The organism is Thermoplasmata archaeon (assembly GCA_038874435.1).
In the GTDB taxonomy this organism is placed as follows: Archaea; Thermoplasmatota; Thermoplasmata; order Lutacidiplasmatales; family SKW197; genus SKW197.
The window spans coordinates 15,414-32,402 of sequence record JAVZCK010000009.1; the positions used below are offsets into that span (position 1 = coordinate 15,414).

Annotated in this window: 11 protein-coding genes and 1 tRNA gene; 4 read left to right on the forward strand and 8 right to left on the reverse strand. The window is 44.5% G+C overall.

Features of this window, described 5'->3' with window-relative positions; translation table 11 throughout:
* Positions 1 to 48: 48 nt before the first annotated feature.
* The gene (locus QXD64_04860) at positions 49 to 1,344 is read left to right on the forward strand and encodes a thiamine-phosphate synthase family protein (protein ID MEM3396643.1); all 1,296 of its coding nucleotides are present in this window, start codon (positions 49 to 51) and stop codon (positions 1,342 to 1,344) included.
* On the forward strand, positions 1,345 to 2,499 hold the full coding sequence (locus QXD64_04865) for a glycosyltransferase (GenBank protein ID MEM3396644.1): 1,155 nt from the start codon (positions 1,345 to 1,347) through the stop codon (positions 2,497 to 2,499).
* On the opposite strand, the gene QXD64_04870 is transcribed toward QXD64_04865, so the two are convergent.
* From QXD64_04870 to QXD64_04895, 6 genes are all read right to left on the reverse strand, one after another.
* The gene (locus QXD64_04870; protein ID MEM3396645.1) at positions 2,496 to 2,699 is read right to left on the reverse strand and encodes a hypothetical protein; all 204 of its coding nucleotides are present in this window, start codon (positions 2,697 to 2,699) and stop codon (positions 2,496 to 2,498) included. The two genes, QXD64_04865 and QXD64_04870, sit on opposite strands and share 4 nt — an antisense overlap.
* On the reverse strand, positions 2,689 to 3,099 hold the full coding sequence (locus QXD64_04875) for an acylphosphatase (GenBank protein ID MEM3396646.1): 411 nt from the start codon (positions 3,097 to 3,099) through the stop codon (positions 2,689 to 2,691). Before QXD64_04875 ends, QXD64_04870 begins: the two co-directional genes overlap by 11 nt.
* 38 nt (positions 3,100 to 3,137) lie before the next feature.
* Positions 3,138 to 10,601 carry a hypothetical protein gene (locus QXD64_04880; GenBank protein MEM3396647.1) on the reverse strand — a complete coding sequence of 2,488 codons (7,464 nt, stop codon included), beginning with the start codon at positions 10,599 to 10,601 and terminating at the stop codon, positions 3,138 to 3,140.
* A complete protein-coding gene (locus QXD64_04885; GenBank protein ID MEM3396648.1) occupies positions 10,598 to 11,359 on the reverse strand; it encodes a hypothetical protein in 762 nt (253 codons plus the stop codon). Before QXD64_04885 ends, QXD64_04880 begins: the two co-directional genes overlap by 4 nt.
* A gap of 53 nt (positions 11,360 to 11,412) precedes the next feature.
* Positions 11,413 to 11,521, reverse strand: a tRNA-Met gene (locus QXD64_04890).
* A gap of 3 nt (positions 11,522 to 11,524) precedes the next feature.
* A complete protein-coding gene (locus QXD64_04895) occupies positions 11,525 to 12,205 on the reverse strand; it encodes a 30S ribosomal protein S3ae (protein MEM3396649.1) in 681 nt (226 codons plus the stop codon).
* A 121-nt stretch (positions 12,206 to 12,326) separates the two neighbouring features.
* On the opposite strand from QXD64_04895, the gene QXD64_04900 reads away from it, so the two are divergent.
* The gene (locus QXD64_04900; GenBank protein ID MEM3396650.1) at positions 12,327 to 13,385 is read left to right on the forward strand and encodes a hypothetical protein; all 1,059 of its coding nucleotides are present in this window, start codon (positions 12,327 to 12,329) and stop codon (positions 13,383 to 13,385) included.
* Between the two features lie 7 nt (positions 13,386 to 13,392).
* Here QXD64_04900 and QXD64_04905 read toward each other — a convergent pair whose 3' ends face one another.
* Both QXD64_04905 and QXD64_04910 read right to left on the reverse strand, forming a co-directional pair.
* The gene (locus QXD64_04905) at positions 13,393 to 14,508 is read right to left on the reverse strand and encodes a tRNA (guanine(10)-N(2))-dimethyltransferase (GenBank protein MEM3396651.1); all 1,116 of its coding nucleotides are present in this window, start codon (positions 14,506 to 14,508) and stop codon (positions 13,393 to 13,395) included.
* Complete coding sequence (locus QXD64_04910) at positions 14,505 to 15,050, reverse strand: NTPase (protein MEM3396652.1); 546 nt, start codon at positions 15,048 to 15,050, stop codon at positions 14,505 to 14,507. Before QXD64_04910 ends, QXD64_04905 begins: the two co-directional genes overlap by 4 nt.
* 92 nt (positions 15,051 to 15,142) lie before the next feature.
* Here QXD64_04910 and QXD64_04915 point away from each other — a divergent pair, with 92 nt between their 5' ends.
* Entirely contained in the window at positions 15,143 to 16,954 is a 1,812-nt protein-coding gene (locus QXD64_04915; GenBank protein MEM3396653.1) for a DUF835 domain-containing protein, read from the forward strand.
* Positions 16,955 to 16,989 lie beyond the last annotated feature (35 nt).

The following is a 16,989-nucleotide window of genomic DNA, read 5'->3' on the forward strand; positions in this document are numbered from 1 at the left end:
GATGAAGGTGTAGAAAGTAATATATGCCCAACTGATTTCTGAATTCACATGGAACCAATAAGAAAAGTGCTCTGCATTTCCTCATTGGATACCTCGGGATTTTCGGGAATTGGAGCTGATATTAATTCAATTTCATCCACTGGTGTGCAGCCCTTGCCCGTAGTCGTGAACTACGCAATCGAAACCACAGAGGCAGTAGTGGATGTGATTCCTGTAGCTGCAGAGACGGTTGAAAAGGCAGTTAAGGTCGGGTTAAGTGAGCAGCCATCCTCTGTAAAACTCGGGATGCTCGGGCAAAACACTGAGATTGTAGCAAATTTACTGCCTCCAAACCTGCCTATTATTGCAGACCCTGTGTTCCTCTCTACTTCTGGCCATCTTTTTGCGACAAAACAAGAAATTGAGTGCTTTGCAAAAAAGATTGCACCGAAGGCATTGCTCATCACCCCTAATGTAGCAGAGGCAGAGCTTTTGCTGGGTGTAAAGATAAGGACTGAGGATGATGCGAGAATTGCTTGTCTTGAACTGCACAAAAAACTTGGTTCTGGGGTTTTGCTCAAAGGCGGGCATCTGAACGCAACTGACTTTCTTGCATGGAAGGGAGAACTCCATGTATTCAGGGCAGAGAAAAAAGATAAAGCACTTAGAGGCACAGGTTGTATGCTCTCTAGCTTGATTGCAGCAAATTTAGCAAAGGGCTATGATTTGGTTGACACTGTAAGAAAAAGCAAGGAAATGATGACAATGCTCATTGAACATGCAGAATTTGCAGGTAGAAAGTACTGGCTGAATCCTGCAGGGCTGTTAAGCAAAGATGCGGAGAGATGGCAGACCTATATCTCACTCTCTGAAAGACTTCCAGAGTTTCTGAGTGTGTTGAAGAACGAATACATTCCAGAGGTCGGCATAAACATTGGTTTTGCCCTGCCAGAGGCAAGGACAAAGCAGGATGTGTGTGCAATTGACGGGAGAATTGTGAAAACCACTGAGGGCCCGAGGGTTCGCAGGAGCGTGAAATTTGGTGCTGGAGACCATGTGCCCCGCATAATTCTCACCTTGATGAAGTTTGATAAAGAAAAAAGATGTGCAATGAATCTGCGGTATGCTCCTGAGACCGTTGCAAAGGCAAAACATCTTGGTTTTGTTGTGAGCAGTTTTTCCAGAAGTACTGGAGAGCCGGGACAAGGCACAATGGAATGGGGCACTGAGATGGCTGTGAAAAATGCAGGCAGAGTGCCTGACTTGATTTACGATACTGGAGATGTGGGTAAGGAGCCGATGATACGCTTGATTGCTGAGAACCCAGAAAAGTTGCTTGAAAAAGTGAGAAAACTGGTGGGCTGAATGCGAATTGCAATGTTCACAGAGACCTATCCACCCACAACAGATGGAGTTGCCACCTATGTGGCTTCGCTCAAAAAAACACTGGAAAAACTTGGAAATGAAGTAATTGTGTTCACAGCAAGTCAAGGAGGGGCTGAGAAAGGGGTGCACAGGCATCGCTCAGTGACAGTGCCCTTCTATCGCCAGTATAAAATGGCTGTTTTTCCCTACTATCATGCTTTTACTATGCTGAAAAAATTCAGGCCAGATGTTGTCCATATTCATACCCCATTTGCGGTTGGCTCTGCAGGATTTCTGGCGGCAAGGGCTCTGAGGGTGCCGACAGTGGGAAGCTTTCACACAAACATAAAGGACATGAGCAAGAGCGTGAAAAGTTTCCTTGCAAACAGGGCTTTTGTGGCAATGGGCTGGCGATACTCGTTAGGGATTTACTGGCGTTGCAATGCTCTTACCGTGCCGAGCAGGGTTGTGAGGGATTTCATTCATGGCTCTGCAATCAAGCCATTCAAGACGAATATTCGTGTAGTGTGGACATTGCCAGATTTGGAAAAACTTACTGGCAAGATTGGTAGTTTTGATGCTCGGAAAGAGTTGGGACTGAAGGACAGTTTTGTGGTCACATTTTTGAGCCGTTTAACCAAGGACAAGGGAATTTACACATTCCTTGAGTGCGCAGAGCGGTGCAGAGATGCGGTGTTTCTTATTGGTGGCACAGGGCCTGAGGAAAAGAATGTGAAAGATTATATAGCCAGAAAAAAACTTACAAATGTGAGATTTCTGGGTTTTGTGGAGGAGGAAAAAAAGCCAGGCCTACTTGCAGCAACCGATGTTTTTGTTTTGCCATCATTTGCTGACACTTTTGGAATCGTGCTCATTGAGGCAATGGCCTGCGGTGCTGTGGCTGTAGGCACGGATGCGGGTGGCATAACCGAATTCTTGAAGCATCGAGAGAATGGAATGGTGTTTCATGCAGGTGATGCAGAGCAACTTGCAAGTGTTGTAAGAGAACTGCAGAAAGATGCTGGCTTAAGGGAGAGATTGAAGGAGAATGGCAGAAAATTTGCGATGGAGCAGGGGTGCATTGAAAGAAGTGCAAGGGAAATGCTGAAAATCTACGAGGAAGTTATTGCAGCTGGCTGGAAAAAGTATGTTTAGGGCTTCATTTCCTCAAGTTTTACAAGTTTCTCCAGAATCAAATCAAGCTTTTGATTGTGTTCATCCAGTTTTGCATTGAAATTCCTGAATTCCTGCACAAAGCCAATAAGGGTTTCACTCAACACCCATTGTTTCGCCGCTATCCTGTCAAACCGCTCGTTCATGTCTGTATGCATGGAATCTATTTTCTCAGCCAGCATTTTGTTGCCAGCGTCTAATTTCTGCTTTCAATTCCTGTCTCCCGAGCACAATCATCTTAATGTTTTCAAGCAATTCCTCCATTGCAGGCTCCACTTTGTAATCATAAATTATTTTGAAACCCTTATACTCTGGTGGTGTGCCAAAGCCCTCAGAACCTTCATCAAACTCTATGATGCTTTCTACAATTATCCCAAAGCTCCTGGTTTGCTCTGATTGCAGAATTGCCTTAAATTTCTCGATCTTCTCCTGCTCCCCCTCTATGTAAATCTCCACAGTTCCATCCTCAAGGTTGCGGGCACAACCTTTTAATTTCATTTTGAGTGCTAGCATTTTTGCATATGTCTTTAAACCAACACCCTGAACCTCGCCATCCAGAACAAGCCTTTTCCGCACTTTCATAAATCAGAATAGCACATTGAAGTCCATGCAACAGTAGCTCACCCAGTTATGTAAATGTAACACACCTTGTTGTTTGCAAATCGCCTGCCATAGTCCGTAGCTCCATTGCTATCTTGAGCATCCACTTCAATTTTGTAGAGCCCTGCTGGCCATGAATGGGCGACATCGTAAAGCACGAAAATCTTGTAATTGGTGCCTGTCGTTTCCGGGTTTATCAAGGTCTGGTTTTCAAGAACCACAGCACCTGAAGTGTCGTTGATTACTCTTATAATTGCTGCTTTAACTTCAGATACATTGTAGCCAGGCACGACAGAGATGTTAGCAACAATGTAGAGAGAGTCAGAGGCGGTAAAGGTGGTAATGTAGCTGTTGCTAAGTACTCCGTTCTTCTTCACCTTTACCCACTCTGTTTCGGCCATGCCAGCGCCACCGGGCATGAAGGTGTAGCCTGAGCATCTCTCAACAGAGTCATAGTAAACTCTCACACTGGCATGCCCTGTCGGGGAAGTAACATTGATAGTCATGTTTATAGCAACACCTGCTTCCACAGTTTGTGGATTTGTGATATTGGCTGTGCCATTCCACCATCCAGTTCTTCCCACCCTTCCAAGATTCCAGTAACCAATCTCCACATTTGCATTGCTGTTTACATCATAAAACCACCAGGTAACATTGACATATGGCAAGCCCCTGGCTATGTAGAGGTAAACCCTGCCACAATTTGTGCCATGGTCGTCCCAGAGCGGGGCACCGCAGAGAACTTCGTTGTACCATTCTCCAGTTGTGTTGTTTGTGATGTGGATTACTCTGCCATAGACAGAGTATCCGTACATATCGCCAGTATTCTCACCCTCAAATGTGATGTCTGCATAGGTAGCATAGAGATGGGTCTGGAAGGTCCAACTTGGTGAACCATAGAAGGCATAGATGTTTCCACGATTATTAGCTGCATAAGGTGCACCCAGCAAAATGTCCCTGTAACCATCGTTATCAAAATCTCCGCCTCCTGAAACAGAGAAGCCAAAGCCCTCAAGCGACACATTGCCTGTGATAATCACCCCCATTCTGGAACGGTTAAAGGAGAAGGTGATGTTGTAGAGGGTAGGGGTGTAGGCAGCATGGGATGTGCCCAATTCAATCCTGTATCTGAAGATTTTGTTTTCAGGCTCGTTGTTTGTGAACCAGTATGTTGAGTTGTTTGAGACCAGAGCCCATGTATTTCCATTGTCTCTGGATACTGACACATTTATGTAGGTGTATGCTGGCTTTGTGGCATTCCAGTATGTGAACACATTGTAAATGTAGTCAGGACCAGAAATTTCCTGAGAGTAGAGTACCCCATTAGTTTTGTAACTATAAACATTTATTGAATCCACATAACCTATGCAGGTTGTAGTATCCCATGTTTCTATTGAAAGTGTGTCCAACGCACCATAGTCATTAAAGTATGTTATGTTTTCGCCGATTAAAACCCCATTTTTATATACATTGTAGGTGTCCGTATCAGAATTGAATATAATCTTGAGATTCCACCATGTGTTCAGGGTATATGAGTCCATGTCAACCCAACCATAGCCGTTGTATGCTGAAATCCAGCCGTAGAGCACAATTTCAATAACAGGGTATGTGGGGTTGTAGCCAGAGGCAAACATAAAGAGGTATATCTGTCCACTTGTGTGATTCACCCAGAGGTCAACCACACCCTGTTTTAAGGGGGAAAATGTTTTGTACATGCACACACCCTGGTCTGAACCGGGTTTGTTAGTAGTAAGATTATCATAAATTGCCACACTGTTTCCACCAGAGGGATAGGATGTATTGGAGACCACGAAAATGTTCTCATTTGGCGGGTTTTCTGTGAGCGTCCAACCAGTAGGATTTCCACCTGGTGTATCTGAATCGAACTCATCGTTTATTGCATCTGTCTTGAGGAGTGAAATGTTGCCACCTGTAAGTTCCAGGTCTGTATAGTTTTCAGCAGATGTAAAATCGCCAAGTTCATCATGGAAAATCCGGGTCTCATTTGATAGATAATTGCCATAGTACAAGTAGGTATTGCCTGCAGAGTTGTATCGGATTCTGAAGTAAGAGATGTTCAGATAGTTCTTAACAGTATCCCCACTGGTCTCGCTATCCGTAAATCTCACTCTGACAAGCCCATAATTCCATTCCTCGAAAAGTAAAGTGTAGGTATAGACAGTGTAGATTCCTGGCGTCTTGTAAAGGGTGACTCTTTTGTTCCAGGCACTTCCATTATAGATGTAGAGATAGAAGTCCTCCCCGCTTGCTGTGTAGTTAATTTCAAGATAAAAGTCAGAGGAGGGACGTACATCACTCGTAGTAAATTCTATGTCCAGAACATGCGTTGGATTAAAAGTGAGATTAAGGAAGATGTTGTCATAGTTGACACGTTGATAGATTGCACGATTTGATGCGGCCAAGCTTAAATATGTAGTAATCCTCAGTGTATATGTACCCACTTCCTGAAAGAAGGAAAGAGAGGAAATTGTCTGGCTAATTTTAACCCATGACGCATCAGTTCCTGTGATTGTGGTGCTTTGATAAATCACAAGCTCTGTACTGTTGGGTGCCACCACACTCACTTTGAAATATCTTGGTCCAGTACCTGCTGCACCCCATTGGGAAACCCTTTTGGAAAACTCCAAGGTTGCGGTTAACGGTTGTCCAAGATAGTGATTAAACTGTGCCTCCCAGATGCCGATTCCGTTTGTCTCAAAATTAGTCCACCTTCGCTCTAAGCGAGTATATATTGCACCAGCAGGATTACCGTATGTGGAGTCATAGGCATTTGTGATTGCTACATCATCGCCCCCACTCCTTGCGCTAGTCCAGCCATCTGCACTCGTATTGAATTCGTGATTTGAGGGAAAACTCGACTGTGATACAAACTGTTCTGCGAGCGTTGCATTGTCTGCATCGTCATCAGTAGCATTGAGAAAACCTGTAATGGTACCTGCAATGGTAAAATTGGAAGTTACATACTTGTAGTCAATTGCTGGTGGGCCAGGCGCACCGACTATTACATCACCATTGGAATCTCCGTTGAAGTCAGTAAAGCCACTTGTTGAAAAACCAAATTTTGTATTTGGGTCACCAATCAGAGGGGTTTTTCCTGTGTCCACATTTGCATTGTAAGAAATGTTAATCCAATGAAGAATTGCTGAGTCGTTTCTTGAAAGATTTTGCGACCAGAATTCCAACCTATACTTGATTTTGTTCTGAACACTCTCTGTGCCTGTAAAGTAAAATTCCACTCCGTTCTGGACCTCATACCATGTGGTTCCGTTGTCCCGTGAGAGCGAGACCCTCAGGTTTTTTGGCAGGGTGAAATTGAAGCCCAGGTCATATTGGAATGTAAGAACCACACCGGTTTTATTTGATTCACAGCCAGAATACACAAACTGGTAAGGTGCAACCGTTGGGTAATTATCATCTCCTACGGCCCTTGCAATCACACCGTTATCTCCACTCCACCTTATTTCAATCAACAGATTGCTCACATTATCATAGCAGAATATGTCGTCCAAGTCGATTGCCTGCCAGGTTCCATCCTCCTTGAAAGAGAAGGACTGGGCAGAAAACACGAGCATTGGTGTATTCCCACCGTAATTATCTTCAAACACGCTTGAAACTGCAGTTGGCGACCTTTTCGTATGACAAAGATATACCTTGAAGTTATTTAACGATGCAATCACTCCGTCACCATCAGAATCTGTAGCGTCTGCATGGAACCAGATTTTGTCCACTATTCCGTAAGAGAGAAGGTCCGACTGTGGAATAATGAGCTGCATTCTCATTGCATTGTAATTCAGACCCCCAAATGGTCTCTGCATTATGTAATCGCCCTGAGTAATTATGGTTCTATTAAAGTAGCGGATACCGAGAGCATTAGAGTCACTCCATGTTGCCATAGCGCTCAAAATTGGGTTCGTCGTGGTTGCTGGCGATTTTTGGGTGAGTACTCCATAATCTGCGAACCTTGCGCTTGCGGAATTTACATCAATCCCGAAAAAGTCAATCCAGAGCCAGCAATCTGCAGTATCGCTTGAAACATTCCAGTTGCGGATTCTCACATACAGATTTCCATTTGTGATGTTCTGGTAAATCCAGGTATTCGTAGAGAGGTAAGTAGCATTCACAAAACCATCATTCCAGAAAGCACTAATGCCCGTGTCGTTTATCCATCTCTTCTGGGTTTCATTCCATATTTCGAATGAGATTCCGTCATCTGTCTCCATTGAAGACAGGTTCCCTCGATAACCTGTGAAGTTCAATCTCATGGAAGTGTATGATGCTGTTAAACCACTGAATTTAAACACAACTGAAAACATGGGGGTGATTGTGGCATTGATGTACATGTGGTCGATGTAAAGTGTGTCTGCATTGTTGTTGCCAACAGTCCTATCTGTATCCTTTACTCCTACCCATATATACTCTCTACTGTAACTGCCAATGCTGAAGCTCTGGTAGAGTCCATCATCTGAGGTCTTGGTCACCGTAACCATCTGGGTCCAACCACTACTCCCTACCTCTCCTTCTCCTGTTGGGGAATAATAGAACACAAAATTGTCATTCTCTGAATTTGAGGTTTTATACGCCTTAACATAGAAAGTAAGTGTCCTTGTTGAAACTCCACCAGTGTTCAATGAGAAATTCCACTTGTGCTCCAATCTGCTTCCCGGCTTCAAAGAAAGGCTCGGTGCAAGCATAAATGCTTCTGTGGGGTTCGAATACTGACTTAATGATGTGCTGTGGGTCTTTCTCCAGGTCCATGCCGAACCATCCCATGTCCAGGTGTTCAGGTACCAATCTGTTTCGCATTCTGCATAAAATATGAGTCCGTTTGCATCACACCTGAGTTGCGACCAAAATGTGTCACCTGCAGGCAAGTTTGGAAGGTTTACAGGTGAACTCCAGCTTGTTCCGTCCCAGTGCTTGTAAACCGTGTTGGTACTATCCCCATATACCAATATTATATGGCCAGCATGTCCTGACTGCGTCTCAAACACTGCGTCTGCACACCTCCCAGCATTGGTTTCTACACTGGCATCATGTTCTGTGTCCAGTGTCCAGCTACTCCCACTCCACCGCACCGTGTTCAAATCAGTCAAACCATCCACGCTCACAACCACCAATCTGTTGCTCAACGGGTCTGCCTTTATGGAAAACCAGTTGCATGTGCCCCCGACATTCACAGCTGTTAAAGGCGCCTCCCAGGAACCATTCAACCATCTTCTCGAATTCATGTTTGTGCCCACGCCCCAAACAAACATGGCGTATCCTGAAATTGATTCATAGACCACATCATGGCATTGCTCAGTCGCTATTGAAAGTGTTTGTGTGAGTAACTGCTCACTCCAGAAATTCGTGCCATTCCAGATTATTCCTGCTGCATCACTGTTTGAGTCCGCAACCAGAAGAGCAATCTCATCAGTGTAAGGGTCTGAGGCAGCTTCTATCCAGTAAATATTCCCGGTAATTGTGGATAATGTATAAGAGTTTGGTTCACTCCAGGCAGTGCCATTCCATATCTGGTAGTAAATTGTTGGTCCTGGCCCGCCAGAGTAGAAAATAATTGCATCCCCACTCAGGGTTTCAAACGCTATATCGTGTTGTCTGTAGGCAGGTACGTAATAAGCATAGTCAGTTACTATTCTTGGAGTGTACCATGTGTTCGTGGTTCCGTTCCAGACATTCACCCAGATTTCAGATGGTGCTGTGTTGTCTCCAGCCACTGCACTCACCACAATTTCGTTCCTCGCCGGGTTTGATTTTGCACGCACATTTTCTATTGTGGCTGCAAATGTGCCATCCGGTGTTTCAGAACCCCAACCACTGCCATCCCATACAGAATAGTCAAGAGGAGTATATGTGTATTCCCCATATGTGATAAGAGTATCAGTGATTCCTGAGTTTATCTGAAGTTCTGTTAACTGCTCGTAGGTATTGTCTGAGGAAAAAGTGGCGGCATAGTCGTTCGTTCTAACACCTGTTTTTGTTTTTTCACTGCTTGCGAAAAATGTTTTCGTGCCTGCCTCGGTCACATTCCAGCCCACACCATCAACTACCTGCGTGTCAAGATAACTGCCTGAAGTTGTGATTTCATCAACTACATCCACACTCCCATTAACACTGGCTAACCCAATATGGGTGTGTGTCCCGTGTCCCACATCTGCAAGTATTACATCACCATCGCTTGAGTCAATGGTTGTGACATTCACATTATACTTGAACTGAGCGTTGAAATCCACCACAGTAGTGTGATTGTAACTCCCTGTCTGTGGGTCCCTGATGCCAGGGTCGCCGTTATACACATAGGCCTTGTTCCTTCCAGGTGCACCGACAACAAAGTCGTTCCAGGCATCGCCATTCGTATTCCCTATTCCTGCTACAGAATATCCAAACAACTCATTCGCCTTGATTTCGCCCTTCAGTGTGAGGTTTGCATTGGTTGCTGAGATTGGCACTGTTGGAGACCAGATGGAAACGCCATCGCCGAGAAACACATAGGCCTTGCCTGCATTTGCTGCGTAGCCGACAGTAGCATTTGGTGCACCAACCACAAAATCACCGTAGTTTCCTGTGCCATTCACATCCCCACAGCCAGCCACACTCCAGCCAAATTTATCTCCCGGGCTCTCGCCAACAAATGTGCCGTTGCTGTCCCTCCAGGCCTCATAAAAGTGCTGGGCTGTTGAGTTTCTGTCCCAGGTTGTGTTTCCAAAGAAAACATAGACACTTCCTTTGCTTGAAGAATTATCTGGAGCACCAACTATGAGGTCATAGACCCCATCACCGTTCAAATCGCTCCCGTTTGCCACACTCCAGCCAAAGTGGTCGCCTGCAGTTGCTCCCCAGATTGTAACTGTGGCATTCACCGTGTCATTCCACACATCAAAGTATGGCTTGCCAAGGAAGATGAAAACTGCACCGCATCCGGGCTTACTTCCATCACTGGAATTGTTGTAAGGTGCCCCTATCACCACATCATCGTAGCCATCGTTGTTCAAATCCACGACTGCAACACTGAAACCTGCCTGACTGCTTGAAGTGCCATTAATCTTTGCACTACCCACATCTCCACTGAAATTCAAAATCCCATGCTGAAGCCCCCGAGTGTCAGGTACTGCCCCAAACAAACCCTCGAGTTCAAGCCTTGGCTCAAGGTAAAGCCTTGTATAGATGTTGTCCACATAGCGTGACTGATTCAGCGGAGGATACATTTCCCAGGTCTTATTTGCTCCTGCCTTTATGCTCTCATAGTAAGTTGCGGGCTTATCTCCAATCGTGTCATTTACAATGAGCCGTGGGCTTTCTGTGGTGTTGTCATGCAGGAACATTGTTCTTGGAGTTTCTGCCTTCGTTACATTTGTCTTGTAATCCATGGGAGCACTTGCATATTGCTTTCCCTGGCTCTCAAAGTAAATGTAGGAAACGGGAAGAAGCAGAAGCACGAGCAAAAAAGCAATAATTTTCCTCATGTCTCACTCTCCGTGAAGAACTTAATTGTGCCAGTGTAGTCCTTTGTCTCCACGCCAGTGGGCACAATCAAAACAATCTCAATCCAGACAAAGTTTGCATAGCCCCAGGTTGCAGTGTCATTTATCATGTGTTGTGAGCTTGAATTGAACACCCAGAGCTTGTTGTTGTCATCCCAGGTAGCATTGTTGTATGGCCATTTGCCACCAGCATAGGAAGTGTTGTTATCGTAGCCAAGATAACTTCCCACATAGCCAGTCCCATTCGCTAATTTCCAGTAACTCTGCCCCCCAGTTCTTCCACCACCATCTCCATTATAAAGCAGTGAGAAGTTCTGGTTCTGCTCGCAAATAATATCTGGTGGAAGCACGGAACTGTCAACGGGAATTGTGGGGTTCGCATGGGCATAGATTCTCAGCCAGTTTGCTGCCTCCCCAGAAACCTCTGCAGAAGTCACTCTAATCGGATATGGCTCCACATTCACAATTGCAAACGCAGTAACCCATGTCCTCTTTGTACCGCCCATCCAGTTTCCGAGATGCAGTGTGTAAGTGCCTGAGGAATTGTTTAGCACATACTGAGTTGTAGAATAATCAAATTCGTCTATGTCTCTTGCAATAAACTGAATCATGGAATCCTTTGTTGAGATTGTCGTATTTGTATTTGCACCAGGTGATTTTCCATACTGAATGCTCATAACTCCTGCGGTGAGCGAGAGCATCAATAACACCACAAGCACCGTCTTGATCTTCCACTTCATTTCTACATATAATGGGAGTTTGGGTATATATGGCTTTCCCCTTCGCCAAAAAGTGTCGGGGACGGGATTTGAACCCGTGACCCCCGGATTTCTCCGGGAGTTTTTTATCTGAAAGAAACTACCCTATGAGTCCGATGCTCCACCAGGCTGAGCCACCCCGACACTTTACTCTTTCTTCTCTTCAACTATCTCTTCCTCTATCGGTTCCTTCTTTTCTGGCTCGGCTGGAGGAAGAGCAGATTTCTTTAACACAACGCTTTTCCTTATCTCAATTTTCTTGAGTGGGTAAACTGTTTTGCAGGATTTAGCCAAAATATTGCTCAATTCACCGGAAACTATATCTTTCACAACTTCACTCAGCGTTTTCTCGCTCACAACCTTCTTCAGCGTTTCTTCAATTTTATGTCTTATGGTTGCCTCCTGTCTTGACTGCAGATGCTTCTCTGCAATACTTACTGGTTTGATTGCTATCAACACATTATCTTTGGTAGTTAGACGATAGGAACCCTCAATTTTGGTTCTTCTTCGTCTCGTGAGTCTTCTGATGTAGTCAGAAGTCATGTCATGGCCCACAAACTCAGTATGGGCATCAAACCCCTTTACTTCATTAACTTTGAAAAACAGCTTGATATGCGATTTCGCAATGTTTCCAGTCAGGTCTTGAGCAGAGACCTCCTGTGTTCTGCCTATCATTTTGGCCGGCTCATCCGCGACACTTCTACCAATTTCGATTCCTCCGAACATTTCTGGTGCAAGGATTCTGTATTCTTGCTTCGCTTTCCATTTATCCTTTACCTTTTTAGGAACTGATTTCTTTGCCTGCGTCTGCGTTTCTTCTTTAGGCATGGTAATCCTCCATCCTGTGTCACAAAAATCAGCCAATATTTAAAGTTTCTTGGTAGCAGTTCTTGCGATTCCCGACAGCAAAGAATATATCTCAGGAGGACTTTAGAGAACTGGTGATATAATGAAACATGTGAACAGAAGCATCTACCAGGGAAAAGGTTTTGTGAATGGACACAAAGCCGTGCTCCATGCAGAAAAACCTCAGGGAATAGACATTGTCACGCTGGTCACACTGGGGGCTATTTTACTTCTAATCGTAGCAATGTTTACTTATACTTTGCTTAATGGAGGTTCTTTCTCAGGCAGCCACCAGTCACAGTCAACCACCAAGGGCACTACTTCCAACTCACAGAACATTCTGGCTTCCGGTGCTGTTGATGTGCATCCAGTTTACGCAGCTCTCGACGAAAACATACCCTTTGCAATAAGGTTCACATTCACGGGCAACGCCTCCACCACCTACAGAGTGGGAGCATGGATATATGGAGGCGTCACGAATGTCAACTACTCTCAAGTGTGGACTAACGGCAACTTTTCAAACACAAGTGCTCCCTGGGGCTGGCACAACCAGAGTTATTACACATACTTTGTCACAAATGAAACAGGTAAATTCAGCCACTGGCTTGTAATGCGTTCTACGGGCATGGTACCTCTCTCCACCTATGACTATGTCCTCCGTGTGCGATTCTACGAGTGGAATGGCACAAACTGGAATACTCTCAACACCGTTGAATACAAAAACTCAACTGGTACATTCAAACTTGTGAATGTCACACAGGCGGGAAGTGGTTCCATTGAAACGGGCGGCTGGATTTGGGGCTATGTGAACTCAAGTACAAAAGCCCCACTTGACAACAGAGTTGTCGTAGTTAAGGACACCAGCGGGACCGTGCTTGGCACCACATTTACAGAAATTAATGGCGTGGACGAGGGTTACGATGGTTTCGGAAGCGGATATTACAAGGTTGCAGTGAAGGAAGGAAGCAACTACAATGTTGAGGTCTGGTATGATACGGAATTGCGTGGCTCAATAAGCGGTGTGTCTGTGAGCGGGACTCAAGGTACCCATGTTGACATTATTGCTGATGCAACACCAGAAGGTGTCTCAGCAATCGCAGTATTCGCTGGGCTGATGTCGGTGGCTCTCCTCTCAGCCATACGAACAACGAAAAAATTCTAAACCTTTTTTATTTCATATTCAGCATTTCATAAATGCTTTTGATGTGGCTAATTGTAGCATTCGTTCTAAACCCATTTGGGGAAATGTGGGTTCGCACAGTTCTGTAGCCGAGCATTCTAAGTGCTGAAATCAGTTTCTCAAGAGGTGGTGGTGAAAGATGAAAAATTTTGCCAAGTTCGTTAGTATCATAGAAAAATGGCTCTGCCGCGCATTCTTCACTCCAGATTTCCAGCATTCTATTGAATCGTCTCGAGGTGTTAAAATTTTCTCTGACAACCATTTTTCTCAGGGCATCATTATCAAACAAGTTTCCAAGCCAGAGTGGTCCGAGTGCCTCCCGTTCAGGTGATAGCAAAGTTCTTACCTCGCCTGTTTTTTCATTAACAGAGAGGTAGCCCATATTCGCAAGACACGCATCAGCTCTCCCAGCACCATTTTCCACTTGAACAAAGGTACGGAAGTAATGGTCTGCATAGAAGCACACAAGCGGTTTAATTGCTCTGTCGAATTTTGCAGCTGTTCTTGCCACATAACCCAGAAAAATTCTGAGACCGATTTCATGGCACATGTAATTATTTCTGCTCTTAGCCATATATCTTCTCACGCACACTTTCGGGGCTGTGCCGCAGAGCACAGAAGTATCTGTTGTAGAAACGCCAATAATTCCACGCCTCTTTATGCTCTGAAAGGCAAGGTCAAGGTATTCCACTGGACTACCAAAAGGGTCCACATCAATATAATCATAAGCACTGGTTGCAAGAATTTCGTTTAGATTTTTATTTTCAACCTCGGCCTCCAATTTATTCAGCTCCAAATTCTTTTTTATCAATTTAACTGCAAGCGGATTTATGTCGTTGAGTGTCACCTCAAAGCGCTTTGAAACCTCGTTTTTTATTCTTATCCCTCTAATTCCCGTAGCAGCCATTCCATCGAGAACTTTTAGCTTCCTTCTTTTGTCCAGCAATCCGGAAAGCAAACTAATGGTCACATCCCTCGCAAATTCCATGTTGGGATTGTAGAACACTGGCATCTTTGAACTTCCAGGACCTTTCACTCTCTGGTATGCAGGGACAAGGCATACAGTGTTTCCTTCAGTAATTTCTTCAAGATAGAGTCCTCTCACAATGTCTCTCCCTTCAATAACTTCATTATTCTGAATGGTAGAAAATTTTTGTTGATTGGCGTAACCTCCAGAATCCTTATATCGTCTCTCCTTCGTATATCCTGAAGTAAGGGATTTCTAGATTTTTTGTGTAATGTAATTATCACTGGCTTTTCAGAATCCAAAATCTCTTTCACAATATCAATAAACTCCTTGCTGCTCTCGACCTCCATTTTTCCAATCTCATCAATTACAATCACATCTGCCTTTTCCAACGCCATTTTAAGGGACTCAACACCGAGTGTCTGAAGCACGGTGATGTCCACACCATACCTTCCCACTTTTATCTTGGACTCTTTTTTTATGTGAGCAAAAATTTGACGCTCTTTGGTAAGCCAATTCACGATGTAAAATCCGATTCTTTTATTTTTCTCGAGGATTGGTTCAGTAATCATACCCCCAACAACCAATCCCTCATTTTCAAGGCTCTCAATCAACTTCAGAAGAGTGGATGTCTTACCAGCGCCTGGGAGCCCTGTAATTCCAATCTTTAGATTCTGCATAGTCCTCTTGGGAGGGTATACTATCGTAGAATATCTATTTTACGGCATTTTTAGAGTGAACCTATATATACCTCACTGCATTTTTCCTGTTGATGTTCCGAGGAAGTTTGAAAAAACCTAGTGTCGGCGGGCTGATACTATTTGTACTACTGCTACCGCTTCTTAACTCTCAGGGAGCAATGGCGGAGGAAGGAGCAATAACTGTGTCTGCGGATTTTGAAGTCCTGCAGTATGCTGAAGGAGGCGGGCACATCACATGGCGACTGGAGGGCGATGCAGCCACTGAATACAGACATGCCCTTCTGGTGCATCTCTATGGAGAAAATGCCACAACTGCAAGCATTTCAGCAAGAGACCTATTCAACAGATACTTTGTTGGCTATGGAAGTGTGGAAAATTGCCTGGAAGGAGTTCAGGGCTACAAAAAAATCAGGGTATGGGGTGTGGAAATTCGTCGCTCTGAGCCATTGAGCAAAGGGGACTATGGCTCAGGTGAAGCAGCGCTTGAGGTAGACACCACAGGGCTTCTTGGCACAACATGGAACTCCCAGGAAAGCATTGAAATCAAATACCTGCTTGGGTGCAGAATGTATGAAGAAACAGAAAAATCTAACCCAGTGCTGGCACATTTTGCTCTTGTGAAAGTGCTGTACGCGCCATTCTACTATGCAATTAACAACACCACAAAGCTTGAAGATATCCATGTAGGAATAGATGTGGTTAACCAAAGCGGCAACTGGTCCCTTGCACCATCTGCCTCTGATAAATACCCAGTAACATTCCACACTGTGGCGTATACAGTAGGTGCACTCTCATGCTCAGAATTTTCAGGAGTGAATCCTCTTGTGATAAGGACACCTGCGGGCTACATAATTAAACTGGATGCTACATACGACACTTGGCAACCTGCATCTTTCACATTTTCCACACTTGACCCGATAGAATCACCAGCGATACTTTTCGTAGTTTTGGTTATCTTCATTGTGCTTCTCCGATATTTTCCAAATACATTTTTCATGAGATATAGGCAGAAATTACCCAGGGAATTGAGAGCGAATGTCAAGAAAATTAGATGGTGGCATTACACAGTGCTTCTGCTCTGCATTCTCTACATTCTGGTTTATTTCTTTGCAGCGGTCTACTTCGGTGGTATTGCAATGATTGTAATGGGTGTCCTGCTTGTTGTACCAGATGCTCTCGCCTCCTACTACCTCTACAAGAAAAAATTTGAAAAGATAAAGGTGATGCCAATAAAGAGAGAAGCGCCTCCTATGCCAATGCCCCAGCCACCTGTGGTCGCAGGCATTGACAAAACAATTCAATGCAGCCAATGTGGCACCAGTTTTACAATTAAGTATGCTGGTGCACCTATGGAGGTGGAATGCCCCAAATGCCATGCAAGGGGAGTATTCAAAGGTGAAGAGAAAAAAACAATGAAGATAGAGCATGGGATGAACAATCTCTTGATAACAAGCGACATTGCTGGCTTTTACAAGCAGATAAACGAAATTTCAAAGCAACACCCTGTACTCTGCCTCTCTACCCAGTATCCAGATAAGCTTAAACAGGTTTATGGACTTGAAAATGCAAAATTTGAATGGATTTCCTCAATGAGCACGAAGGAGGGCACAAAACCCCTTGACCCCAAACGCCTTGAATTTGAAATTATGCTCACAATAAGCTCGTTCATGCGGAACAATCAGAAGGCAGTAGTGGTGATTGATGGACTGGAGATGCTCATCGTGGAAAATGGCTTTGATAAGGTGCTCAAGTTTGTGAAGAAGGTAGTTGATATTGCCAACACAACCCAATCAATGATTTATGTGCCCTTGAGTCCCGGGACACTAACTCCAGACCAGGAGGCAATGTTGAGTAAGGCATTTGATAAAGTGTGGAAGGACTGATGTGAGCATTAGTAAGCATTAAGGAGTTTGGCAAT